Source organism: Micromonospora humida (genome assembly GCF_016901255.1).
Taxonomy (GTDB): Bacteria; Actinomycetota; Actinomycetes; order Mycobacteriales; family Micromonosporaceae; genus Micromonospora; species Micromonospora wenchangensis.
Window position 1 is genome coordinate 46,214 of record NZ_JAFEUC010000008.1, and the last position, 23,768, is coordinate 69,981.

General features: G+C 73.8%; 18 protein-coding genes and 1 tRNA gene. 10 read left to right on the plus strand and 9 right to left on the minus strand.

Annotation, left to right across the window (positions count from 1 at the left end):
- Positions 1-168: 168 nt before the first annotated feature.
- On the plus strand, positions 169-2,529 hold the full coding sequence (locus JQX11_RS17445; protein WP_204926027.1) for a M48 family metalloprotease: 2,361 nt from the start codon (positions 169-171) through the stop codon (positions 2,527-2,529).
- A 41-nt stretch (positions 2,530-2,570) separates the two neighbouring features.
- A complete protein-coding gene (locus JQX11_RS17450) occupies positions 2,571-2,969 on the plus strand; it encodes an effector-associated constant component EACC1 (protein ID WP_204926028.1) in 399 nt (132 codons plus the stop codon).
- A gap of 128 nt (positions 2,970-3,097) precedes the next feature.
- Here the strand turns inward: JQX11_RS17450 and JQX11_RS17455 are convergent, their stop codons facing one another.
- Together JQX11_RS17455 and JQX11_RS17460 are read right to left on the minus strand one after the other, a co-directional pair.
- Positions 3,098-3,964 carry an aldo/keto reductase gene (locus JQX11_RS17455; RefSeq protein ID WP_204926029.1) on the minus strand — a complete coding sequence of 289 codons (867 nt, stop codon included), beginning with the start codon at positions 3,962-3,964 and terminating at the stop codon, positions 3,098-3,100.
- A 115-nt stretch (positions 3,965-4,079) separates the two neighbouring features.
- Complete coding sequence (locus tag JQX11_RS17460; RefSeq protein ID WP_204926030.1) at positions 4,080-6,206, minus strand: PP2C family protein-serine/threonine phosphatase; 2,127 nt, start codon at positions 6,204-6,206, stop codon at positions 4,080-4,082.
- A 269-nt stretch (positions 6,207-6,475) separates the two neighbouring features.
- On the opposite strand from JQX11_RS17460, the gene JQX11_RS17465 reads away from it, so the two are divergent.
- The 3 genes from JQX11_RS17465 (at position 6,476) to JQX11_RS17475 (ending at position 9,571) form a co-directional block, all read left to right on the plus strand.
- Entirely contained in the window at positions 6,476-6,841 is a 366-nt protein-coding gene (locus tag JQX11_RS17465) for a YciI family protein (protein ID WP_204926031.1), read from the plus strand.
- 260 nt (positions 6,842-7,101) lie between these two features.
- Positions 7,102-8,550, plus strand: a complete 1,449-nt coding sequence (gene pyk, locus JQX11_RS17470; protein WP_204926032.1) for a pyruvate kinase — start codon at positions 7,102-7,104, stop codon at positions 8,548-8,550.
- A gap of 136 nt (positions 8,551-8,686) precedes the next feature.
- Complete coding sequence (locus JQX11_RS17475) at positions 8,687-9,571, plus strand: acyl-CoA thioesterase (protein ID WP_204926033.1); 885 nt, start codon at positions 8,687-8,689, stop codon at positions 9,569-9,571.
- Positions 9,572-9,612: 41 nt separating this feature from the next.
- Here the strand turns inward: JQX11_RS17475 and JQX11_RS17480 are convergent, their stop codons facing one another.
- Both JQX11_RS17480 and JQX11_RS17485 read right to left on the minus strand, forming a co-directional pair.
- Positions 9,613-11,379, minus strand: coding sequence for a vWA domain-containing protein (locus JQX11_RS17480; protein ID WP_204926034.1), 1,767 nt, complete (start codon positions 11,377-11,379; stop codon positions 9,613-9,615).
- 28 nt (positions 11,380-11,407) lie between these two features.
- Complete coding sequence (locus JQX11_RS17485; RefSeq protein WP_204926035.1) at positions 11,408-12,856, minus strand: serine/threonine-protein kinase; 1,449 nt, start codon at positions 12,854-12,856, stop codon at positions 11,408-11,410.
- A gap of 171 nt (positions 12,857-13,027) precedes the next feature.
- Between JQX11_RS17485 and JQX11_RS17490 the strand changes: the two genes are divergently transcribed.
- Both JQX11_RS17490 and JQX11_RS17495 read left to right on the plus strand, forming a co-directional pair.
- Positions 13,028-13,498, plus strand: coding sequence for an RrF2 family transcriptional regulator (locus JQX11_RS17490; RefSeq protein WP_204926036.1), 471 nt, complete (start codon positions 13,028-13,030; stop codon positions 13,496-13,498).
- A 228-nt stretch (positions 13,499-13,726) separates the two neighbouring features.
- Entirely contained in the window at positions 13,727-14,767 is a 1,041-nt protein-coding gene (locus JQX11_RS17495) for a sulfite exporter TauE/SafE family protein (protein WP_204926037.1), read from the plus strand.
- Between the two features lie 62 nt (positions 14,768-14,829).
- Here JQX11_RS17495 and JQX11_RS17500 read toward each other — a convergent pair whose 3' ends face one another.
- Entirely contained in the window at positions 14,830-16,308 is a 1,479-nt protein-coding gene (locus JQX11_RS17500; protein WP_232378079.1) for a pyridoxal-dependent decarboxylase, read from the minus strand.
- A 210-nt stretch (positions 16,309-16,518) separates the two neighbouring features.
- On the opposite strand from JQX11_RS17500, the gene JQX11_RS17505 reads away from it, so the two are divergent.
- Positions 16,519-18,807 (plus strand): rhamnogalacturonan lyase family protein, encoded by a 2,289-nt coding sequence (locus JQX11_RS17505; RefSeq protein ID WP_204926038.1) that lies wholly within the window; start codon positions 16,519-16,521, stop codon positions 18,805-18,807.
- Positions 18,808-19,004: 197 nt separating this feature from the next.
- Here the strand turns inward: JQX11_RS17505 and JQX11_RS17510 are convergent, their stop codons facing one another.
- Positions 19,005-20,015 (minus strand): LLM class flavin-dependent oxidoreductase, encoded by a 1,011-nt coding sequence (locus JQX11_RS17510; protein WP_307826226.1) that lies wholly within the window; start codon positions 20,013-20,015, stop codon positions 19,005-19,007.
- A gap of 280 nt (positions 20,016-20,295) precedes the next feature.
- Positions 20,296-20,775: an Lrp/AsnC family transcriptional regulator gene (locus JQX11_RS17515; RefSeq protein ID WP_145920916.1), complete on the minus strand. Its 480-nt coding sequence runs from the start codon at positions 20,773-20,775 to the stop codon at positions 20,296-20,298.
- Positions 20,776-20,893: 118 nt separating this feature from the next.
- Between JQX11_RS17515 and JQX11_RS17520 the strand changes: the two genes are divergently transcribed.
- On the plus strand, positions 20,894-22,087 hold the full coding sequence (locus JQX11_RS17520; protein WP_204926040.1) for a trans-sulfuration enzyme family protein: 1,194 nt from the start codon (positions 20,894-20,896) through the stop codon (positions 22,085-22,087).
- Positions 22,088-22,120: 33 nt separating this feature from the next.
- On the opposite strand, the gene JQX11_RS17525 is transcribed toward JQX11_RS17520, so the two are convergent.
- Positions 22,121-22,870 carry a transcriptional regulator gene (locus JQX11_RS17525; protein ID WP_204926041.1) on the minus strand — a complete coding sequence of 250 codons (750 nt, stop codon included), beginning with the start codon at positions 22,868-22,870 and terminating at the stop codon, positions 22,121-22,123.
- A 31-nt stretch (positions 22,871-22,901) separates the two neighbouring features.
- Positions 22,902-22,985: transfer RNA gene (locus JQX11_RS17530), tRNA-Leu, on the minus strand.
- Between the two features lie 96 nt (positions 22,986-23,081).
- Here JQX11_RS17530 and JQX11_RS17535 point away from each other — a divergent pair.
- Positions 23,082-23,705, plus strand: a complete 624-nt coding sequence (locus tag JQX11_RS17535) for an ANTAR domain-containing response regulator (protein ID WP_088643111.1) — start codon at positions 23,082-23,084, stop codon at positions 23,703-23,705.
- Positions 23,706-23,768: the final 63 nt, after the last annotated feature.

Here is a 23,768-nt window from a genome sequence, read left to right on the forward strand (position 1 = left end):
CAGCATTGGTGTCATTCGTCGCTGGTGGCGACCGGTCAGGCGGTCCTGTCGATCTGCCGACCCGCTCGGCCTGCGGGCCGTCGGGTCCGCCGACCGACCGGTCCGCCGGTGGCCCGGTCCGCCGGGCCCGCGCCACGGCCGGCGACATCCGTAGTCGAGGAGCCTCCCGTGCCCGACCTGGACCCCCAGCCGCAGCCCGATCCCCGCGCGGCCCAGCCCGGCCCGACCACCGACCGGCAACCCGACCCGCCGGCCGGCACACCCCTGCGACCTGCGGGCGACCCGGCGTCGCCCGGCGGACCGGCGTCGCCCGGCGGCGACCCGCCGGCCGGGGCGACGGCGTCGTTCGGGGCGACGGCGTCGGGCGGTGCCGCGCAGGCGCAGGACTCCCCGGCCGCCGGGGACCGGTTCGCCCACCGCCCGCCCGGCTACCCGAGCGCCCTGGTCTGGCTGCGCGCCGGCATCGTGCGGGACTGGCGGGGCGTGCTCGGCGCCTTCCTCGCCACCTGGTTCTACGTGCCGTTGGCGCTGGTCGCGGCGGTCTGGGGTGGCCTCGCCCTCGGCCTGTACGGGCTGGTCGCCGGGGGCACCCAGTCCGACGAGTCGGTGCCGGCGCTGCTGCGGGACGCCCCGCTGGTCGGGCCGCTGCTGGAGGCCTTCGTGGCGCGTTCCGGCGGGGTGGTCGGCGGGTTCGCCGGGTTCGCGCTCGGCGCGCTGGTCGGTTTCCTGGCCGTGCTGGTGCTGCCCTGGCGCAACGCCTTCGACGAACCGGCGAACCTGTTCACCGGCCTGGCCGGCATGGTGGTCGCCGCCGGCCTCGTCGGGCTGTTCTACACCGTCGGGCGGGTGCTGCTGGAGCCGTGGCTGCTGGGCGTCTCGGGCGCACGGCCGCTCAGCCGGCGGGAGGCCGAACGGCTGCGTCCGCTACTGAGCGACTGCGCGGCCCGGCTCGGCCTGCCCGGGGAACCCCGGCTGCTGATCGAGGACGACCCGGTGCTCGCCAACGCCCGCGCGTACGCCCGGCACGTCGTGGTGAGCACCGCCGTGCTCGACTGCACCGACGAGGAGATCGCCGCGCTGCTCAGCCACGAACTGGTGCACTGGCGCACCGGCGACGAGGTGACCAGCGCGTTCATCCGGGGTGTCGGCCTGCCGTTGGTGCTGGTGCACGCCCTGCCGGCCTGGCTGATGCGCCGGTTCCCGCACCCGGCCACCGACTTCGTGGTGTTCCTGTTCTTCTGGCCGGTGCTGCTCACCATGCGGTACGTGGTCCTGCCCTGCCACCGCCGGGACGTCCGGGCCGCCGAGTACCGGGCCGACGCGGGTGCGGTGCTCGCCGGGCACCGGGAGGGGATGCGGTCCATGTTGGAGCGGCGACGCTCCTTCGAGACCGGGCGTAGCGGCTGGGACGAGGCGGTCTGCGCCACCCACCCCCCGTCCGAGCTGCGCCTGGACCGGCTGGACCGGCCCGTTCCCGATCCGATGACCGACCGTGCGGCCACCGCACGCGGCCTCGACGAGCTGTTCGGCGGTACGACGACGGCGGCGGCGGTCGGCTCCCGTCGCGCCCTGCTGCTGGTCGGCGCGCTGGTACTGGTGAGCTGCCTGGGCGGTGGGCTGACCACGGCCCAGTGGGCGTTCTTCCGCCCCCAGGCGGCCGTCGGCGACTACTTCGCGGCCCTGGCCGACCACGACGGCCCGGAGGCGCTCGACCAGCTCACCCCCGACGTGCGGGCGGCGCTGGGCGACAGCGGGCAACTCGCCCGGATGGTGGCGGCGAAGGACTACCGCCCGCCCACCGACGTGTCCGTGACGGGGGTGGAACGCGACGGCGACGAGGCGGTCGCCACGGTCGCCTACACCCTCGCCGGGCGGAAGCTGACCGCCGAGCTGCCGTTGCGCCGCGACGACTCCGCCGTGCTCGGGCTGTTCCACCGCTGGCACATCGCCGCCGCCCCGGCGACCCTGACCCTGCCCGGCGGCCCGGCCCCGCTGACCGTCAACGGGGTGCCCGCACCGACCGGCGCGGAGGAGACGGGGGTGGCGGTGCCGCTGCTGCCGGGGGCGTACACGGTGGCGGGGGAGAGCACCGCGCTCAGCGAGACGGCGCCCCGGGTGGTCTACGTCGTACCCGGGCAGCAGAGCGTGAGCGGCGCGGAGCTGACGCCCACCCTGCGGCCCGAGGCGCAGGCGGCGGCGGAACAGAGCGTACGGTCCTATCTGGACGGCTGCGCGGCGCAGGCGGTGGCCACCCCGCAGGGGTGCCCGTTCCGCTACTACACCGGCGGCTCGCCGGTGAAGAAGATCGCCTGGAAGATCACCCGGTACCCGACCATCGAACTGACCCTGACCGGCCCGGCCACCGCACGGGTCTCCACCTCGTACGAGTCGCAGGGGTCGGCGCAGGCCACCGGCAGCACCGTCGGCTACTTCGGGACCACCCCGTTCACCGAGAACGAGACGTTCGGGGTCAGCGGCGTGCTGTCGGTGGTCGACGGCACGCTGACCTTCCAACCCGGTGACGACTGAGCCGCCGTCGGCCGGACCGCATGACTGAGAGGCAGACCGAGATGACCGCGCCCCCCTCCACCGCACCGGCCCGGCTGGTGCTGGCCCCCCGTGCCGCCGGCCCGCAGCGCACGACGCTGCTGGCCTGGCTGCACCGCGACCCGCGGTACCGGGCCCTGGTCCGCGACGCCGGGCCGGGGGGCGGGGCCGGTGGCCGGGCCGGCTTCAGCGACGCGGTGATCATCGCGGTGGTCGCCCAGGGGCTGCTGCCCGGTCTGTTCAACCTGGTGCAGAGCTGGGTGGACCAGCAGCGGACCGAGGTGAGCATCCGGCTGCAGGTCGGCGACTCCGAGGTGGAGATCCAGGTCAACGGCCGCACCGACGCGGCGAAGCTGTTCGACGAGGCCCAGCGGGCGCTGCGCCCGACCGACCCCGGCAACGAGATCACCCCCGACGGCTGACCCACCGCCGCCGGCGCTCGGCCCGGCGGCACTCAGCAACGGGGGTGATGTAGCGGTATCCGCAGCTTGGGATGGCGCTACATCGCCCCCGTTGTGTGCCGGGCGCCCGGGGCGGCACGGTGGGACGGTCAGGCGGCCTTGGCCAGGGAGTCGTACTCCTCGTCGGTGAGCTGCACCTCGGCGGCGGCGACGTTCTCCTCCAGGTGACCGACCGAGGACGTGCCCGGGATGGGCAGCATGACCGGCGAGCGGCGCAGCAGCCAGGCGAGCGCGAGCTGGGCGGGGGTCGCGTCGTGGCCGGTGGCGATGGCGTCCAACGGGCCGCCCGGCTTGGCCAGGTTGCCGGTGGCGATCGGGAACCACGGGATGAACGCCAGGTCGTTGCGCTCGCAGTGCTCCAGGACGTCCTCGGCGCTGCGGTCGGCCAGGTTGTAGAGGTTCTGCACCGACACGATCGGGGTGATCTTCTGGGCCGCCTCGATCTGCGCGACGGTCACCTCGGACAACCCGATGTGCCGGATCTTGCCCTCCTGCTTGAGCAGGGCCAGCTCGCCGAGCTGGTCTTCCAGCGGCACCTTCGCGTCGATCCGGTGCAGCTGGTAGAGGCCGATCGACTCCAGGCCCAGGTGCCGCAGGCTCAGCTCGCACTGCTGGCGCAGGTATTCCGGCCGCCCCACCGGCCGCCAGTCACCCGGCCCGGAGCGGGTCAGGCCGGCCTTCGTCGCGATGACCAGGTCGTCGGCGTACGGGTGCAGCGCCTCCCTGATCAGCAGCTCCGAGACGAACGGCCCGTACGAGTCGGCGGTGTCGATGAACGTGACGCCCAGCTCGTACGCCCGGCGCAGCACCCGGACCGCCTCGGCCGGGTCCTTCGGGTCGCCCCACACCCCCGGCCCGGTGATCTGCATGGCCCCGTAACCGAGCCGGTCGACCTGCAGGTCGCCGCCGATCCGGTAGGTGCCTGACGCCTTCGCGGGCTGACTGCTGGACCCCATGTGCCGTACCCCGATCCTGTCGTTGTCGTCGGTGGCAAATCTAGCCACCCACCCCGACGGCTTTCCCGAAGATCGCGGTCGGCAACACCCCCGGACCGAATGTGGGCACCGACACTCAGCCGGCGTGCCGGATGATCACCAGCGCCTGGTCGTCGTCGGAGCCGGAGAGCTTGGTCAGCAGGGTGTCCGCGATGACCTCCACGGGCTGGTCCCGCACCGGCACGAGCACCTCGTGCAGGGCCGTCACCCCGGCGTCGTACGCCTGGTCGCGCCGCTCCACCAGCCCGTCGGTGTACGCCACCAGCAGGTCACCCGGGCCGAACGCCACGGTGGTCACCGGCACCGGGTCACGGACCAGCCCGAGCGGCAGCGAGTGCCCCGTCCAGACCGTCTCCGGCGGCCGACCCGGCCGCAGCAGCACCGGATGCGGATGCCCCACCCGGGCGACCTGTGCCTGCCCGGCCACCGGGTCGACCACCATCGCCAGGCAGGTGCCGAGGAACCCGACCCCGAGCAGCCCGGTCAACCGGGGGAACACCTCGGCCAGCGGCACCCCGGAGCGGATCAGCGTGTTCACCACCGTCCGCAGCTGCGCCATGTCGGCCGCCGCCTCGACCTGGTGGCCCACCACGTCCCCGACGACCACGGCCAGCCGGCCGTCGTCCAGGTCGACCAGGTCGTACCAGTCGCCGCCCAGGTGCAGGCCGCTCATCGCCGGTTGGTAGCGGGTCGCCAGCTCCAGGCCGGGTGGCCCGATCGTCGCCGAGGTGCGCAGCCGGCCCGCCAGCCGGGTCACCAGGTTGTGTTCGGCGGCGGCCAGCCGGACCCGCTCCAGGGTCTGCTCGCACAGGTCGGCGACGGTGTCCAACAGGGCCAGGTCGTCGTCGTGCAGCGCCCGTTCCCGGGGCCAGCCGAAACCCAGCGCGGCGATGGGCCGCCGGGAGGCGTCCAGCAGCGGGAGCACGACCGTGGTCACCATCCCGTACTCGCCGGCCGGGTCCGGCAGGCCGGGATGCCGGGCGGCGAACTCGGCCCGGTTGCGCAGGATGATCCGTTCCCCGGTGCGCAGCGCGTGGGCGATCGGCCGGGGGTCGTCGATGGTCAGGTCGTCGAAGGTGGCGACCAGCCCGCTGGGCAGCTCCGCGTGCCACAGCCGGACCCGCCGGCCCTCGTCGCGCATCGCCAGGCCGGGCAGCGCCGCGCCGAGCGCCGTCGGGGCGGCGTCCAGGATCACCTCGATCGCCTCACCGGTGGAGCGGGTGACGCTGAGCCGGGCGGCGAACTCCGCCATCGCCCGCGCCGACGCGGTCAGCTCGGCCCGCCGCAACGCCTGGCTGCACAGCCCCGCCACCGCGTCGAGCAGGATGCGGCGGGCCTCCTCGTCGGCGGCCGGCCCGTCCCAGCGCACCTCCAGCGCTCCGAGCACCGCGCCGCCACCGTCGCGCAGCGGCAGGCAGAGCCCGTCCGGCAGCGGCACGGTGGTCTCCTCGCGTACCGCGCGGGCCAGCGGCTCGTCGTCGGTGACCCGTAGTTCGCCGGTGCCGGTGTCGTCGGTCACCGTCAGCTCCCAGGCGCCCGCCGTGGCCGCCGCGACCCGGACCCCGTCCGCGCCGACCAGACCGGGGGTGACCGCGCCGACCACGTCCATCACCGCCTCCCGGCTGCCGGCGGCGCTGAGCGCCCCGGCGAGCCGGGCCAACCCCTTGGCCTGCCGCAACGCCCGCCGCCGGTCCCCGTCGGCGGCGACGACCGGGCCGCCGTGCGTGGCGGCGTCGGCGGTGCCGCCGGGCGCGGCGGTGACGGTGGTGAGGACGCCCTGCGGATGGCCGGCGGCGTCGACCACCGGGCCCGACGAGAAGACCGGCCCGGCTCCGTCGTCGCCGTGCCGGCTGGTGACCCGGGTGGCGGTCAGCACCCCGGTCAGCGCGGGCACCGCGTCGGGCCAGACCGCCGAGGCGGGCCGACCCAGCGCCCGGGTGCCGGCCGGGCCCAACAGGGCCAGGTAGCCGTCGTTGGCGAGCAGCACCAGCTCCGGCCCCCACCACAGGGCCGCCGGCGTCGGGCTGTGCAGGCAGAGGACCAGGGCGGTACGCAGGCTCGGTGGCCAGTCCGCCGGCGGGCCGAGCGGGGTGCCGGCCCAGTCGTGGTCGACGATCCACCGGCCGGCCGGGCCGGCGTGGGAGAGCAGTTCGCGCCAGCGGGAGTCGTCCGGCGGCCGGGGGGCGTCGGACGAGCGAGCCATGTCGGGACCTCCGCTCCGCGGATCGAGCGCCTTCCCCATCAGTCGGACCGTACCAGCGTCGGCTGACGGGCACGTCTGCCGATCTGTCGGCGTGGGCCGACCGAAAGGCCGGCCGCGCCGCCCGCCGCACCCGGTGTCCGACCGGGGACGGCCCCGTCCGGCGCGCAGTTGTCCCGACCGGCGGTCAGGGGCGTCCCCACCGTGGGACGCTGGCCGGGTCCGGGGGACACCACCGGCGCGGTGTGGCGCCGACGCGGGGAAGGGGCGCGATGACGGGTACGCCGCAGCTGGACTTCGCACTCGACACGTACGAGTGCATCGTGCTCTATCCGGGTCCGGCCGGTCGGGTGCTGCCGAAGGAGACCGTGCAGCGCCTCCAGGCCGAGCACGCGGCGCACATGCGGGCCCTGCAACGGCGGGGTCTGGTGCTGGTGGCCGGCTCGATCGACGGCCCGGCCCGGGAGCCCGCCCCGCCGATCGGCATCGGCCTGGCCCGTACCGGTTCGGTCGAGGACGTACGCAGCGTGATGGAGGCGGACCCGGCGGTGCAGGCCGGCCTCTACATGGTCGACGTGCTGACGTTCCTCTGCCCGGCGGGCTCGCTGGAGTTTCCGCTGGTCAAGACCGACAGCTGAGCGCCGGGTCGACGGGCGTGGCGCGGCGGTGACCGACGGTGGCGGCGTCGGCGTACGGGAGCACGGGAGCGCGCGGACGGCGATTGCCCTCGGGCGGTACGATTCCCGGCGCGCGGTCGCCGATGCCCGCCGCTTTCCGACGTGCCTCCGGCGTGGCCCGCGTCCCGCCGGCCACGCGCCCACCCCGCGCGTCGTCGGACCCTGTTCCTCAGTCCGCAAGGGGTCGGCCCGTAGGCCGACCCGGAGGAGAGACTAGCCTGATGGGCGTGAACCGCCGCGCGAAGATCGTCTGCACTCTTGGCCCCGCCACCTCGTCCCCGGAGCGGCTCCGGGGCCTCATCGAGGCGGGCATGAACGTGGCCAGGCTGAACTTCAGCCACGGTAGTCACGCCGACCACGAGTCGGTGTACCGGATGGTCCGCGAAGCAGCCGAGGCGGTCGGCGTGCCGGTCGCCATCCTGGCCGACCTCCAGGGCCCGAAGATCCGGCTCGGCAAGTTCGCCGACGGGCCGCACGAGTGGCGCACCGGCGACTCGGTGGTGATCACCAGTGACGACATCCTCGGCACCCGGGACCGGGTCTCCTGCACCTACCGCAAGCTGCCCCAGGAGGTGAAGCCGGGCGACCGGCTGCTGATCGACGACGGCCGGGTCGCCGTCGAGGTCAGCGACGTCACCGGTAACGACATCCGGTGCCTGGTCACCGAGGGTGGCCCGGTCTCCAACAACAAGGGCGTCTCGCTGCCGAACGTGGCGGTCAGCGTCCCGGCGATGTCGGACAAGGACGCCGAGGACCTGCGCTTCGCCCTCGGCCTGGGTGTCGACCTGATCGCGCTCTCCTTCGTCCGCACGGCGGAGGACATCAAGCTCGTCCACAGCATCATGGACGAGGAGGGTGTGCGCCGTCCGGTGCTGGCCAAGGTCGAGAAGCCGGAGGCGGTCGACCACCTGGAGGCGATCGTGCTCGCCTTCGACGGCGTCATGGTGGCCCGGGGCGACCTCGGCGTCGAGATGCCGCTGGACCAGGTGCCACTGGTGCAGAAGCGGGCCGTGCAGCTGTGCCGGGAGAACGCCAAGCCGGTCATCGTGGCCACCCAGATGCTCGACTCCATGATCGAGAACTCCCGCCCCACCCGCGCGGAGGCCTCTGACGTGGCCAACGCGGTGCTCGACGGCGCGGACGCGGTGATGCTCTCCGGCGAGACCAGCGTCGGCAAGTACCCAGTGCTCACCGTCAGCACCATGGCAAAGATCATCACCACCACCGAGGCCGGTTCGATCGGGGTGCCCCGGCTCCAGCACGACCCGCGTACCCACGGCGGCGCGCTGACCGTGGCCGCGTCCTCGATCGCCCGCGCCATCGGGGCGAAGGCGCTGGTGGCCTTCTCGCAGACCGGTGACACCGTCAAGCGGCTCAGCCGGCTGCACTGCGACCTGCCGCTGCTGGCGTTCACCCCGGTCCCCGAGGTGCGCAGCCAGCTCGCGCTGTGCTGGGGCGTGGAGACCTTCCTGATGCCGTTCGTGCAGCACACCGACGACATGTTCCGCCAGGTCGACCAGGCGTTGCTGGGCCTCAACCAGGCCACCCCCGGCGACTACGTGGTGATCGTCGCGGGCAGCCCGCCCGGCACCCCCGGCTCCACCAACACGCTGCGCGTGCACCAGCTCGGCTCCCTGGTCGACGCCGCCAGCGCCCGGGCGCTCCAGTGAGCACAGCGGCAGTTCCGGTGAGCGCGAGGAGTGCGCCGGGTTTGCGCGCCCCGCAGTCGCGAACAGAGCAAGCCCGGGTGAGCGCGAGGAGCGCGCCGGGTTTGCGCGCCCCGCAGTCGCGAACAGAGCAAGCTCGGTGAACGGGCGTCCGGCGGCGACCGGCCAGGCCGCGGTCGACCAGCTCCTCGAGGTCCTCGACCTCGACCACACCGGCGCGACGTCCTTCCGTGGGGTCAGCCCCTCGGTCGGCCCGCAGCGGGTGTTCGGGGGGCAGGTCGCCGGGCAGGCTCTGGTCGCCGCCGGGCGCACGGTCGACCCGGAGCGGTTCGTGCACTCGCTGCACGGCTACTTCGTCCGGCCCGGCGATCCGGCCGAGCCGATCGACTACCAGGTGGAGAACGTCCGGGACGGACGCTCCTTCTCGGTCCGCCGCTCGGTGGCGTTGCAGCACGACAAGCCGATCTTCTTCATGTCGGCGTCCTTCCAGCGGCAGGAACAGGCCCTGGAACACCAGGCTCCGACCCCGCCGGACGTGCCCGGTCCGGACGACGTCCCGACGATGTCCGACCGGCTGGCCCGCTATCCGGAGCGGCTGGGCATCTGGGGGCAGATCCCCCGTCCGATCGACGTCCGCTACGTCGGCGAGCCCGGCTGGGTACGCCCCGGCGACCGGCCCGCCGACCCGTACCAGCGGGTCTGGATGCGCATCGACGGCAAGCTGCCCGACGATCCGCTGCTGCACGCCTGCGCGCTGACGTACGCCTCGGATCTGACCCTGCTGGATTCGGTCCTGTCGGTGCACGGCGAGGTCTGGGGGCCGGGCGGCCTGGTCGGGGCGAGCCTGGACCACGCCCTGTGGTTCCACAGGTCGTTCCGGGCCGACGAGTGGTTCCTCTACGACTGCTGGAGCCCGTCGGCCTCGGGCGCGCGGGGGCTGGCCACCGGCCGGATGTTCACCCTCGACGGTCGGCACATCGCCAGCGCCGTCCAGGAGGGCCTGCTGCGTCGCGTCGGCGACTGAACACCCCCGCCGCCGGGAAGTGCGGCGGGGGCCGGCCGGGCTCAGAAGCTGCTGACCACCTTCACCAACGCCTCGTCGACGGTGGTCGGGTTCTTGGCGTCGAACGCCTTGCCGGCCGACGCCTTGGCGATCCGGTCCAGCGCGGCCAGGTCGGAGTCCTGGTCGAAGGCCACGCAGAAGACCTTCACCGGCTTGTTCGGGTCCAGCGCGATGTCGCGCAGCAGCCGGTCGAGGTCGCTGTCCTTCTGGTATTCGTTCTTGCCGTCGGTGAGCACCACCACCGCGTTGATCCGGTTCGGGTCGTACCTGTCGAGCAGCGTGCGGTGTGCCGCGCGGACGGTGGCGTACAGGGCGGTGTTGCCGCCGATGCGCAGCCCGGCGAGTTTCCGGTTGAACGCGTCCCGGTTCAGCGGCGCGAGCCGTACCTCCTCGCTGTACGGCCGCTTCGGTCGTTGCGGGGTCTCGCTGGAGAACGACCAGAGCGCCACCTGGTCGGCGGCGTTGAGCAGCCCGATCGCCTTGCTGGCGGCGTCGGTGGCCACCTGGAACCGGGTCCGGTCGCCGACGCTTGCCTTCATCGAGCCGGAGGTGTCCACGGCGAGCAGGATGTTGGCCTTCTTGCGCAGGGTGTCCCAGCTGCCGAGGATCGCGCCGACCACCTCCGGGGTGGGCGGGTCGAAGTAGGTGAGCCGGTCGCCACCCGGCCCGGCGACCGTGGCCAACAGCGTCTCGGCGGGCCGGCGTTCGTCGTCGCGGAAGCCGAGGGCGGCGAAGCTGCGCTGTTGCGGGCCGTCGCGGAGGAAGGTGAGGAAGTCCTCGGCGGCCTCGCGTTGCGTCGGGTCGGCCGACGGCAGCACCACGTACGGGTGGTCGAGGTTGAAGGTGCCCTCCTTGGGGTGCACCGCCACCAGCGGCACCCGGGGCTTGCTGCCGGTGGGGCTGAGCTGGCCCTGGTTGTAGAGGTAGACCAGCTCCTCCTGGAGGACGATCGCGCTCATGTCGGTCGCCGGGGCGTCCCCGGTGGCGGCGGCGTCGGCCTCGGCGAGACCGCGCAGCAGGTCCACCGAGTCGTCGCTGTAGTGCGAGACGTTGGCCTCGATCCGCCTGACGAACTGGGTCACCGCCGGCTGGGCGAGGTCCTCGCTGGTCAGGTCGCTGGCCCGGTTGACCGCCGCGTAGTAGGTGGCGATGGTGGCGGCCAGACCGGAGGTGGACAGGTGCGGGTTGTCCTTGCCGAAGGTGAACCGGCCCCACTCGGGCTTGCCGAACGCCGCCCAGCCGGTGCCGCCGGAGAGGCCGAGCACGTCGGCCCAGCCGAGCGGGCCGCGCTGCTGCACCAGCTCGCCCCGGTCCTTCGGCATCGCGATGACCAGCGGACTGTTGGCGATCGACGGGTACTGCCCGGGGGTCTGCGCGGGCCGGCCCGCCGCCTTGTCGAGCAGCCGGAGCTGCCCGGTCCACAGTGACGAGGTGGGCAGCCACACCTGTGGCTCGGCGACCTTCGGCTGGGTGAGCGCCCACCCGCCGGCCAGCGCCTCCATCGCCTCGCCCGAGTTGAGGCCGTGCACGGTCACCTGCGCGCACCGCCCACCGAAGCGCCGGTCGGCGGTGTTGTACCGCTCGGCGAGCTGGGCGACCAGCGCGCTCTTCTCGGTGGAGGAGCTGACCTCCAGCGGTACGCAGTCGGCCCGGTCGGTGCCGGGCGTCGGCCGGACGTACAGGTACGCACCGGCGATCACCGCGAGCCCCGCGACGACGGCCACCGCGTGCGGCAGCCACGGTCGGGCGGGACGCTGACCGGCGGCCATCGGCTCCTCCAGGGGTTCGTTCGGTGGGTCAGGCGTCGGTGCGGGGTGCCGGCGCTGGCCGGGTGCCGGGCTGCGCCACCTGGCCGTCCGGCGGGCCGGACGGGGTCAGCGCGGCGGCGACGAGCAGACGGACACCGTAGACCACGACGAGGGCGAGCAGACCGACGGCGGCGGCGGTGCCCACGTCGGTGCTGGCGACGTACCCGGTGGCGAAGCCGACCGCGCCGAGGAGGAACGCGAGGGACATCCCCCACGGGTCGGCCCACTGTCGACGCAGCCGCCGGCCGAAGCCGTCCCGGGCCGCTGCTGTCGGGGTGGCCGGCCGGTCCGTGGCGGCGGACGGGGTGGGAGCCGCCGGGGCGGACCAGGCCGTCGCCGGTGGGGCGGTCGGCGTCGGCGGCGTGGGGTGGGCGGTCGACGTGGTGGGCCACGGCGTCGGCACCGGGTCGTCGGTCGGCTGCGGGGCGGCCGGGATGCCCGGCGGGGCCTGCGCCACCCCGGCGGTCGGCCAGGGGTCCGCCGCCGCCGTCGTCGGCCACGGGTCGGCTGCCGCGACGACCGGTGCGGCCGGCGGGGTGGCGGCCACGGTACGCGGAACGTGCTGGGTGGCCGCGGCGTCGGTGCCGGCCCGCAGCACGCTCTGCAACGGCACCTCGCCGCTCGGGTGGGCGTCGCGCCCGAGCAGCCGCAGCAGCACCTCCTGGGCGGTGGGCCGGACCCGGTGGTCCTTGTCCAGGCACTGCCCGATCAGGGTGGCGAGCGGACCGGTGAGCCCGGTCAGGTCCGGCGGCTCGTGCAGGACCCGGTGCATCACCGCGACGACCGGGCCGGTACCGAACGGCGGCTGACCACCCGCCGCGAAGGCGATCGTCCCGGCCCAGGCGAAAACGTCGCTGGCGGGGCCGACCTCGTCGTCGCGGAACCGTTCGGGGGCCATGTAGGTGGCGGTGCCCATGATCCGGCTGGTCATCGTCTCGGTGACGTCCAGCGCGCGGGCGATGCCGAAGTCGATCACCCGGGGGCCGTCCGCCGCGAGGATCACGTTGTCCGGCTTCAGGTCGCAGTGCACCACGTCGGACTGGTGGATCGCGGCGAGCGCGGTGGCGGTGCCGACGGCCAGCCGGTGCAGTGCGTTGCCGGCGACCGGCCCCTGCTCGCGGACGTGCCGTTGCAGGGTGACGCCCTCGATGAACTCGCTGACCACGTAGGGCAGCTCACCGTCCACGTCGGCGAAGAGGATCTGGGCGGTGCAGAACGGCGCTACCCGGCGGGCGGCGGCGATCTCCTTGACGAACTGGGCCTTCGCCCGGGGATGCTGGTGCAGGTCCACGTTGATGACTTTGACCGCGACCCACTTGCCCTGCTCGTCGCGGCCCAGGTAGACCACACCCTGACCGCCCGCGCCGAGCCGACCGATCAGCTCGTACGGCCCGGCCTGGCGCGGGTCCCGCGGGTTCAGCGGCGTCACGTCCGGCATCGCTGTCGCTGCCCCTATCGGCCTGTGCTCCGGTGCGCTGGTGTCCGCCACCGGCGACCCTGCCGGCGACACGGGTATGGTGCCATGCCCACGCCACCGGGACAGCCCACCCTGGCCGTTCGGTGGAGGGTGGCGGTCCGGCCGGCGGGGCCGGCGACTAACCTTGCGGCCATGCGCCTCTCCGCCCGGGTCGACTACGCACTGCGTGCGGCGGCCGAACTCGCGTCGGTCGCCGATGGCGCGGACTCCGGCCGGTCCCGGCCGGTCACCGCCGAGCAGATCGCCCGGTCGCAGGACATCCCGCCGAAGTTCCTGGAGAGCATCCTGCTCCAGCTGCGCCGGGGTGGCATCGTGCACGCCCAGCGGGGCCCGGAGGGCGGCTACTGGCTGGCCCGGCCGGCGGCGGAGATCTCCCTCGCCGAGGTGATCCGGGTGATCGACGGTCCGCTGGCCCACGTGCGGGGGCAGCGTCCCGAGCAGCTCGGCTACCACGGCGCGGCCCGCGCGTTGCAGGAGGTCTGGATCGCGCTGCGGGCCAGCGAACGGGAGATCCTGGAGCAGGTCACCATCGCCGACGTGGCGGCCGGGGTGCTGCCGGGCCGGATCACCGAGCTGGCTGCCGACCCGCGCGCCTGGAGCTGACGCCCCCGGGCCGTACCCGGCCCGCCGTACCTGCCTGCCGCACCGGGCCCGCCGGACCTGCCCACCGCACCCGGTCTGCCGGCGTCTGACCTGGTCTGCGGGGTTCAGTCCGGGGCGTCCCGCTGCGCCGGGCCCGTCCCACCCACCGATCTGGGGGTTGACCGGGGAGCGTCCCGTGCCGCATTCTCGACCAAGTCGATAGGAGATGCCGAAAAGTTCGGAGGGCTCGTGCGCAAGCTTCTGATCCTCGCTCTGGTCGGGTTGGCCGCGCAGCTCGTCGACGGCGCGCTCGGCATGGCGTACGGGCTGACCTCGTCGACCCTGCTGCTCTTCGTCGGGGTCGCCCCGGCCGCCGCCTCGGCGTCGGTGCACCTCGCCGAGATCGGCACCACGCTCGCCGCCGGTGTCGCCCACTGGCGGTTCGGCAACGTCGACTGGCGGGTGGTGACCCGGATCGCCCTGCCCGGCGCGGTCGGCGCGTTCGTCGGGGCCACCTTCCTCAGCTCCATCTCCACCGAGAACGCCGCCCCGTGGATGGCCGGCATCCTGTTCACCCTCGGCGCGTACCTGCTGGTGCGCTTCTCCCGGCCGCTGCGCCAGCGTTCCGGCGCCGGGCGGCTGCGCGGCCGGTTCCTCGGCCCACTGGGCCTGGTCGCCGGGTTCGTCGACGCCACCGGCGGCGGGGGATGGGGCCCGGTGGCCACCCCGGCACTGCTGGTCTCCGGCCGGATGGAGCCCCGCAAGGTGATCGGTTCGGTGGACACCGCCGAGTTTGTGGTGGCCGGGGCGGCCAGCATCGGCTTCCTGATCGGCCTGGGCAGCGAGGGCTTCCTGCTGCCGACCGTCGCGGCGCTGCTGATCGGCGGCCTGATCGCCGCGCCGGTGGCCGCCTGGCTGGTGCGGATCGTCCCCGCCCAACTGCTGGGCGCGACCATCGGCGGGGTGATCGTGCTGACCAACGCCCGCATCCTGCTCAAGGCCGGTGACGCCGGCTCGACCGTCCGCCCGGTGGTCTACGTGCTGCTCGCCGTGGGCTGGGTGGTCGCCCTGACGTTCGCCGTCCGGGCGCTGCGCCGCACCCGCCGCGCCCGCGCCATCGTCGACGCCGCCACCGCCGCCACCACCACTGCCGTCGCCACCGCCGACACGCCCGCCGTCGGTGCGACGCCGTCGCCGGACACCGCGGCTGCCGTCGTCGGGGCCGCAGCCGTCGCCGGGTCCGCGCCGGCCGGGGCCGACGACGACCGGCTGGCCGTCGTCGAGCGCTGAACCCCGACAGGGGTACGCCGCCCGTCGCGCACCGCCGGTGACCCGGCACGGGGCGGCGACGGTCACCCGGGAAGCGTGCCGCCCGGGGCGGGGCCGGCCGGGGTCGGGTGCCCGGCGAGCAGGTCGGTCGCCGCCGCCGACAGCAGCGCCCAGGCCCGGTCCACGTGCTCCGGCCCGGTCAACGGCGAGCCGACGGCCAGGCGCAGGGTGTACCGCCCGTTGACCCGGGTGTGGGTCAGGTAGACCTGCCCGCTGTCGTTGACCCGGGCCAGCAGCGCCGCGCCGGCCTCGTCACCGGCCCGCAGCCGGAACGTGACCAGGGAGAACGGGTGCGGGGCGGCGAGGGCGAACCGGTCGTCGGCGCGGACCAGGGCGGCGAACCGGTCGGCCAGGGCGATCCCTGCGCGCAGGTGCGCACGCAGCCCCTCGACGCCGTACCAGCGCAGGACGAACCAGAGTTTCAGCGCCCGGAACCGGCGGCCCAGTGGCACCTGCCAGTCCCGGTAGTCGATCACCGCGCCGGATTCGCTCGCCGCGTTGCGCAGGAACTCCGGCATGACGGTCAGCGCCTCGATCAGCTCGCCCCGGTCGGCCACCCAGAAGGCGTCGCAGTCGAATCCGGTGAGCAGCCACTTGTGCGGGTCGAAGCAGTACGAGTCGGCGTGCTCCACCCCGGCGTGCGTCCAGCGCAGCTCGGGGCAGACCGCCGCCGCCCCGGCGTAGGCTGCGTCGACGTGCAGCCACACGCCGTACCGGGCGCAGATCGCGCCGATCTCCGGCAGCGGGTCGACGGCGGTGGTGGAGGTGGTCCCGATGGTCGCCACCACGATGGCGGGCACCACGCCTTCGGTCAGGTCCGCCTCGATCGCCGCGCGTAGCGCCGCCGGCCGCATCGCCTGGGTCGTCGGGTCCACCGCGACGGTCCGGACGCCCGCCTCGCCGAGACCGGCGATGCGGGCCGCCTTCTCGATCGAGGAGTGCCCGTGCGTCGAGGTGTACGCCCGGTAGCGGCGGTCGACGCCGACGTCGCGCCAGCGTCCGCCGCTGGCCCGGTGCAGGGCGGCCAGGGTGGCGACCAGGGTCGCCGAGGAGGCGGAGTCCTGGATGACGCCGCCGCCGGTGCCGGTGGAGCGGAACCTCGCGGGCAGGTCCATCAGGTCGGCCAGCCAGTCCAGCACGACCGTCTCCAGTTCGGTGCCGGCCGGGTTGGTGGCCCAGAGCATGCCCTGGCTGCCCAGGCCCGAGCTGACCAGGTCGGCCAGCACGCTGGGGCCGCTGGTGTTGGCCGGGAAGTAGCCGAAGAAGCCGGGGTGCTGCCAGTGGGTGACCTGGGGCGCGATGATCGCGTCCAGGTCGGCCAGCATCGCCGCGACCGGCTCGCCGTGCGCGGGCGGGCCGGCCGGCAGGGCGGCGGTGACCGTGCCGGGCGGGTCCTGCGGGGTGACCGGGCGTCGGTCCAGCGTCCGCCAGTAGTCGGCGACCCAGTCGACCACCGCGTACCCGGCGCGGCGGAACTCCTCGGGGTCCATGTGCTCAGCCATCCGCCGAGTCGATCAGGTGGGCCGGCCGGGGGCAAGAGCGGGTACGGCTTGTGCGGGCGGAAAGCGTTGTCCTACGATCCGACTGCGCGGAGTCGAACTATGGACGTCGATGCAAAGGCGTCCGTCACCACCGTCAGCGCGGCGTCATCCCGCCGGCCCGGGCAGGCCGGCTTCGCCACCGTGCGCTGACCTCCGCGAAAGGCGTTTTCCGTGCACCTGAGCCCCACCCGTCGTCGCGCCGCGCTGCTCGCCGCCGCCGCGGCCACCACCCTCGCCGCCGGCACCCTCACCGCCGTGACGGCCTCGGCCGCCGCCGCCGGCTGCCGGGTCGACTACAAGATCAGTAGCCAGTGGGGCGGCGGCTTCGGCGCCGACGTCCTCGTCACCAACCTCGGTGACCCGATCAACGGCTGGACGTTGACCTGGTCCTACACCGCAGGCCAGCAGGTCACCCAGGCGTGGAACGCCACGGTCACCCAGTCCGGGGCGCAGGTCAGCGCCAAGGACGCCGGTTACAACGCGGCGCTGGGCACCAACGGCACCGCGAACTTCGGCTTCAACGCGTCGTGGAACAACGCCAGCAACCCGACGCCTGACAGCTTCGCCCTCAACGGCACGACCTGCACCGGCGGCACCGCGCCCGGAACGACCGCGCCGCCGACCACGCCCCCACCCACCACGCCGCCACCGACCACACCACCCCCGACGACACCGCCGCCGACCACGCCCCCGCCGACCGACCCGCCGGCCGGGGCCAAGCAGCTGGAGGATCTCGACCGGGGGCTGATCAGCGTCCGCTCCGGCAACGGGAACCTGGTCTCGTGGCGGCTGCTGGGCACCGAGACCGCCGGGGTGTCGTTCAACCTCTACCGGGGCTCCACCAGGGTCAACGCCGCACCGATCACCGGCGCCACCAACTACCTGGACAGCGGGGCGGCGGCCGGCTCGGCGTACACCGTGCGGGCCGTGGTGGGCGGTGCCGAGCAGGCGGCGTCCGCGCCCGCCCTCCAGTTCGCCAACGGCTACCTGGACGTGCCGATCCAGCCGCCGGCCGGCGGCACCACCCCGGCCGGGGAGGCGTACAGCTACTCGGCCAACGACGCCAGCGTCGGTGACCTCGACGGCGACGGCGACTACGAGATCGTGCTCAAGTGGGACCCGTCCAACGCCAAGGACAACAGCCAGTCCGGCTACACCGGCAACGTCTACGTCGACGCGTACACCCTCACCGGCAGCCGGTTGTGGCGCATCGACCTGGGCCGCAACATCCGTGCCGGGGCCCACTACACCCAGTTCCAGGTGTACGACTACGACGGCGACGGCAAGGCCGAGGTGGCCATGAAGACCGCCGACGGCACCCGCTCCGGCACCGGTCAGCTGATCGGCTCGTCGTCGGCGGACTACCGCAACTCCAGCGGCTACGTGCTGTCCGGCCCCGAGTACCTGACCATGTTCAACGGGCAGACCGGCGCGATCGCCTCCACCGTCAACTACGACCCGCCGCGCGGCACCGTCTCCTCCTGGGGCGACTCGTACGGCAACCGGGTCGACCGGTTCCTCGCCGGCACCGCCTACCTGGACGGTCAGCGGCCGTCCCTGATCATGGCGCGCGGCTACTACACCCGCGCGGTGATCGCCGCCTGGGACTTCCGCAACGGCACGCTGACCAAGCGGTGGACGTTCGACTCCAACGCCTCCGGCAACTCCGCCGCCGCCGGCCAGGGCAACCACCAGCTCTCGGTGGCCGACGTCGACGCCGACGGCCGGCAGGAGATCGTGTACGGCGCGGCCACCATCGACGACAACGGCCGGTTGCTCTACTCGACCGGCAACGGTCACGGCGACGCCCTGCACGTCGGTGACCTGGACCCGAGCCGTTCCGGCCTGGAGGTCTTCAAGGTCGACGAGGACGCCAGCAAGCCCAGCTCCTGGTTCGCCGACGCGCGTACCGGCCAGATCATCTGGAAGACCGCGGCCAACGGCGACAACGGCCGGGGCGTCTCGGCGGACATCTGGGCCGGCAGCCCCGGTGCCGAGTCGTGGTCGTCGGCGGTCGACGGGCTGGCCAACACCCGGGGGCAGAACATCGGCCGCAAGCCGTCGTCGGCGAACTTCCTCGCCTGGTGGGACGGTGACCCGGTACGCGAACTCCTCGACGCCACCAAGATCGACAAGTACGGCACCGGCGGCGAGACCCGGCTGCTCACCGGCAGCGACGTGGCCTCCAACAACGGCACCAAGTCGACCCCGGCGCTGTCCGGCGACATCCTCGGCGACTGGCGCGAGGAGGTGATCTGGCGCACCGGCGACAGCCGGGCGCTGCGGATCTACAGCACGCCCACGCCGACCAGCACCCGGATCTACACGCTGATGCACGACGCCCAGTACCGCGCGGCGATCGCCTGGCAGAACACCGCCTACAACCAGCCGCCGCACCCGGGCTTCTTCATCGGTGACGGCATGTCCACCCCGCCCACGCCCAACATCTACCTGCGTTGACGGTGCGGGCCCGGCGCTGGCCGGGCCCCACAAAGCAGGCACCGGGTCGCCAGCCGCGGAATCCGCTCAGCTGGCGACCCGGTGCACCACACCGCAGCACCCCCGACCCGTCCCGACCGGGAGTGCCGTACCACCACCGGTAATAAAGTTAGAGGTCGTCCGCAACGGTGGGGTGACGTCGCTATGAAGAGCGTGTTTCAGACGCCCCGGGAGAGCCCGCCGACCACCTTCTCGGCCACCAGCTCGAACGAGCGCACCCGGTCGGCCACGTCGTACACCATGGTGGTGAGCATCAGCTCGTTCGCGCCGGTGCGGGCCAGCAGCTCGGTGAGCTGCCGACGGACCGTCTCCGGCGAGCCCATCGCCTGCCCGTCGCGGCGCTGCCGGACGAACTCCCGCTCGATCTCGGTGTACGGATACCCGGCGGCGTCGTCGGGGCTGGCCAGCGGCTCCGGCCGCCCCGAGCGCAGCTTGAGGAACGACAGCCCGGCCGGCCCGGACAGCCACTCGGCCCGCTCGTCGGTGTCGGCGCAGACCACGTTCACCGCCACCATCGCGTACGGCTCGGTCAGCCAGCGCGACGGCCGGAAACTCTGCCGGTAGAGCTGGAGCGCGGGCAGCGTGTGCTGGGAGCTGAAGTGGTGCGCGAACGAGAACGGCAATCCGAGCAGCCCGGCGAGCTGGGCGCTGAACCCGCTGGAGCCGAGCAGCCAGACGGCGGGGGACTGGCCCAGCCCCGGGCTGGCGGTGATCGCGCCCGGGTCGTCGCCGCTGAAGTAGTTCATCAGGTCGGCCAGCTCCCGGGGGAAGCCCTCCGCCGACAGCCCCTCCATGGTCCGCCGCAGCGCCAGCGCGGTGCGCTGGTCGGTGCCCGGGGCCCGGCCGATGCCCAGGTCGATCCGCCCCGGGTGCAGAGCCTCCAGGGTGCCGAACTGTTCGGCGACCACCAGCGGCGCGTGGTTGGGCAGCATCACCCCGCCCGAGCCCAGCCGGATCGTGGTGGTGTGCGCCGCCAGGTGGGCGAGCAGCACCGCCGGCGCGGAGCTGGCGATCGCCGGCATGTTGTGGTGCTCGGCCACCCAGAACCGGCGGTAGCCCAGTTCCTCGGTCCGCCGGGCCAGCTCGGTGGTGTGCCCGAGCGCCTCGGAGGCGGTGGCCCCGGCGGCGACCGGAGCAAGATCAAGAACAGACAACGGTACGTCGATCACGCCTGTTCCCAACCCGCCCCGGCCCGGACTTGTTCCCTGGTCGGGCCCGGTCCGTGGTTCCGCGGGCCTCGCCCGGGTCCGGGCCCGGGTCCGGGGGCCGTGCCCGGCCCGGGGTCGGGGGAGGCGGACACCGCAACATCAGCCATGTCGCGGCATCAGGCGCTGCGGATACCGCAACATCGCTGCCATTGAGTCGATCTCGGCGGGCGGGCGAGCGGGCGGACGAGCGGACGAGCGGCCGGACCGTGGCCGGCCGGCAGGCGGTGGCCGGGGGCCGGGGTCAGCCCCGGCCACGGGCCTGCTCGAAGATCAGGCTGGTCTGGGTGTGCTGCACCGCCGGGTCCACCGCCAACTGGTCCAGGACGAAGTCGCGCAGCGCGTCACCCGACGCCGCCCGGACGTGCAGCACGTAGTCCTCCGCGCCCGCCACGTGGAACACCGACACCACCCCGGGCAGCCGTACCGAACGGGCCCGGAAGGCGTCCACCGCGGCCCGCTCGTGCGCGGTCAGCCGGACCGACACCAGCGCCTGCAACGGCAACCCCACCGCCGCCGGGTCCACCTCGGCGTGGAAGCCCCGGATCGCCCCGCAGTCCCGCAGCGCCCGGGTCCGGGTCAGGCAGGTCGACGGGGCCACCCCCACCCGTTCAGCGAGGGCGTTGTTCGGCAGCCGGCCGTCGGCGGCCAGTTCGGCCAGGATCGCGCGGTCGACGTCGTCCAGGGTGGCGAAGGGTCGTACATCGTTCGGTGCGGAGGGCATCCCCGCATCCTTCCGCGAATCCGTGCACAGGAAAAGTTGCCTCGCCAGAATATCGTTCGAAGGTCTTGCCTGTCGTCATGCTGATGTTCGAGGCTTCCGACATGACGGCGGCTACGGCATGAACCCCACCACCAGCGTCGGAACGACCCTCGACGACACGTCCGTGGACACCCGGGCCGTGCACGCCGGCCGGGAGGAACTCGCCGCCCTCGGGGTGCACGTACCGCCGATCGACCTGTCCACCACCAACCCGCTGCCGTCGGTCGAGGCCGGCGGCGCGGCCTACGAACTGCTCGCCACCGGCGGCACCCTCCCGCCCGGCGACAGCGCCGTCTACCAGCGGCTGTGGAATCCCACCGTGGCCCGCTTCGAGACCGCGCTGGCCGCCCTCGAAGGCACCCCGGCGGCGGTCGCCTTCGCCAGCGGCATGGCCGCGCTCACCGCGGCCCTGCTCGCGGCCACCCGGGACGGTCGCCGGCACGTCGTCGCCGTCCGTCCCCTCTACGGGGGCACCGACCACGTGCTCGCCACCGGCCTGCTCGGCACCGAGGTCAGCTGGGCCCGTCCCGACGAGGTCGCCGACGCCGTACGGGCCGACACCGGCCTGGTCGTCGTGGAGACCCCGGCCAACCCCACCCTCGACCTCGTCGACATCGCCGCCCTGGCCGCAGCCGTGGGCGACGTCCCGCTGCTGGTCGACAACACCGTCGCCACCCCCGTGCTCCAACAGCCGGCCCGGCACGGCGCCGCGCTCGTCCTGCACAGCGCCACCAAGAGCATCGGCGGGCACGGCGACGTACTCGCCGGGGTGGTGGCCTGCGACGCCGGCTGGGCCGCCCGGTTGCGCCAGGTGCGCGCGGTCACCGGCGCGGTGCTGCACCCGCTCGGCGCGTACCTGCTGCACCGGGGCCTGCAGACGTTGCCGTTGCGGGTCCGCGCACAGCAGGCCGGCGCGGAGAAGCTGGCCCTGCGGCTCGCCGGGCATCCCGCCGTCGCGCGGGTCCACCACCCCTCGGTGCACGACCCGGCCGGGCTGGTCGGCCGGCAGCTCGCCGGCACCGGAAGCCTGCTCGCCTTCGAGGTACGCGGTGGCGCGGCGGCCGCCGCCCGGGTCGCCGGGGCCTGCCGGCTGATCACCCACGCGGTGTCGCTGGGCGGGGTGGACACCCTGATCCAGCATCCCGCCTCGCTGACCCACCGGCCGGTGGCCGGGAAGGCGAAGCCGGGCGACGGGCTGCTGCGGATCTCGGTCGGCCTGGAGGACCCCGAGGACCTGTGGACCGACCTGGCCCGAGCGCTCGCGGCGGGGTGAGCGTCCGTTACGGCGGCCGGCCCCGCTGGCGAGTCAGTGCTTGGGGCCGACGTGGCCGTCCAGGGTGGCGACCGCCGTCCGCCGTGCCACCGACAGGCAGTTGCGGCGGTTCATCGTCCAGGCGACACCGAGCAGGTCGAGCGCCCACCGGCAGAGGCCCATGATGTGGGTGGACTCGTTGCTGAAGTGGTAGCGCGGGTAGACGTACGGTCGACCCCGCACGGTCACCCGGTTGTCCACCCGGCAGCCGGCGGAGTGGAACAGACCCCGCAGGAAGTCGCCCGGCCGGCGCTGGACGATCTCGCGTTGCCAGTCGGCCAGGCCGATCCGGCGTTCGTGCTTGCGGCCGGGCCCGTGCTGGGGAAACAGGCACGGCCAGTGCCGGCCGTAGCTCTGCACGCCCACGCAGCCCTGTTTGCGCACCCGCTGCACCGTCGTGGCGAGCACGGCCCGCATGGCCAGGTCGCACGCGTCGACCAGCCCCGGCCAGGCGGCGGCACAGTAGATCCGCAGCACGGGCACCCGGGCCGTCGTCACCAGGTGGCCGTCGCCGAGGTACAGGCCGAGGAGATAGGCGTACGCCGCCGGGTCGGCGGGACCGTCGAGCCCGTCCCGGCACCGGAAGCACCGCAGCTCGGTGCCCTGCTGGCGCGCCTCGGGACGGTCGTTGCACCAGTGCCAGACGGTGCGGTAGGGAAGGCCGACGGCACGTGCCGCGTCGGCGACCGAACCGCCGGCGCGGTGCACCTGCCGGGCGCGGGCCCGGATCTCTGGTGGATGCACCGGGGCATCATCGAACAGGTGTGTGACAAGGTGCCGGGAGCGGGACTCGAACCCGCACGCCTGTTAAGGCAAATGCTTTTGAGGCATTCATGTCTGCCGATTCCATCATCCCGGCGTCACCCCGAGGGGCGCGTGGCTCACTGTACCCGACTAGGCTCATGCGGGAGCATGGGTGGTAGCCGGTGTGGGATCGATGGTGGGGGTAGGGCTGGTGGCCGAGACGCAGACGGATGCCGAGCGCAGGCGGGTGCTGATCGCCGAGGACGAGGCGCTCATCCGACTGGACCTGGCCGAGATGCTGGTCGAGGAGGGTTACGAGGTCGTCGGCGAGGCCGGTGACGGCGAGACCGCCGTCCGGTTGGCCGAGGAGCTCAAGCCTGACCTCGTCATCCTCGACATCAAGATGCCGATCATGGACGGCCTGGCCGCCGCCGAGCGGATCGCCGGCGCCCGGATCGCCCCGGTGATCATCCTGACCGCGTTCAGCCAGCGTGACCTGGTGGAACGGGCGCGGGCCGCCGGCGCGATGGCCTACCTGGTCAAGCCGTTCCAGAAGAGCGACCTGGTGCCGGCGGTGGAGATCGCGCTGTCCCGCTACTCCGAGATCGCCGCCCTGGAGTCCGAGGTGGCCGGCCTCACCGACCGGCTGGAGATCCGCAAGACCGTCGAACGCGCCAAGGGCGCGCTGATGACGACGTACGGGATGACCGAGCCGCAGGCGTTCAAATGGATCCAGCGCACCGCGATGGACCACCGGATGACCATGAAGGAGGTCGCCGAGCGGATCCTCGCCGAGACCGCCGGTGGCGAGATCGCCGAGCAGCCCACCTCCTGACCCGTCGGCGCACCGGTCGCCGATCGGTCCGTCTTTCCTCCCCGCCCGGCGGCCTACCCTGTC

Coding starts and splice junctions, on each gene's coding strand:
- JQX11_RS17515 (WP_145920916.1), bottom strand. CDS start 20,775: ATGCCCTCCGCACCGAACGATGTACGACCCTTCGCCACCCTGGACGAC.
- JQX11_RS17500 (WP_232378079.1), bottom strand. CDS start 16,308: ATGGCTGAGCACATGGACCCCGAGGAGTTCCGCCGCGCCGGGTACGCG.
- JQX11_RS17520 (WP_204926040.1), top strand. CDS start 20,894: ATGAACCCCACCACCAGCGTCGGAACGACCCTCGACGACACGTCCGTG.
- JQX11_RS17465 (WP_204926031.1), top strand. CDS start 6,476: ATGACGGGTACGCCGCAGCTGGACTTCGCACTCGACACGTACGAGTGC.
- JQX11_RS17490 (WP_204926036.1), top strand. CDS start 13,028: ATGCGCCTCTCCGCCCGGGTCGACTACGCACTGCGTGCGGCGGCCGAA.
- JQX11_RS17455 (WP_204926029.1), bottom strand. CDS start 3,964: ATGGGGTCCAGCAGTCAGCCCGCGAAGGCGTCAGGCACCTACCGGATC.
- JQX11_RS17460 (WP_204926030.1), bottom strand. CDS start 6,206: ATGGCTCGCTCGTCCGACGCCCCCCGGCCGCCGGACGACTCCCGCTGG.
- JQX11_RS17480 (WP_204926034.1), bottom strand. CDS start 11,379: ATGGCCGCCGGTCAGCGTCCCGCCCGACCGTGGCTGCCGCACGCGGTG.
- pyk (WP_204926032.1), top strand. CDS start 7,102: ATGGGCGTGAACCGCCGCGCGAAGATCGTCTGCACTCTTGGCCCCGCC.
- JQX11_RS17485 (WP_204926035.1), bottom strand. CDS start 12,856: ATGCCGGACGTGACGCCGCTGAACCCGCGGGACCCGCGCCAGGCCGGG.
- JQX11_RS17450 (WP_204926028.1), top strand. CDS start 2,571: ATGACCGCGCCCCCCTCCACCGCACCGGCCCGGCTGGTGCTGGCCCCC.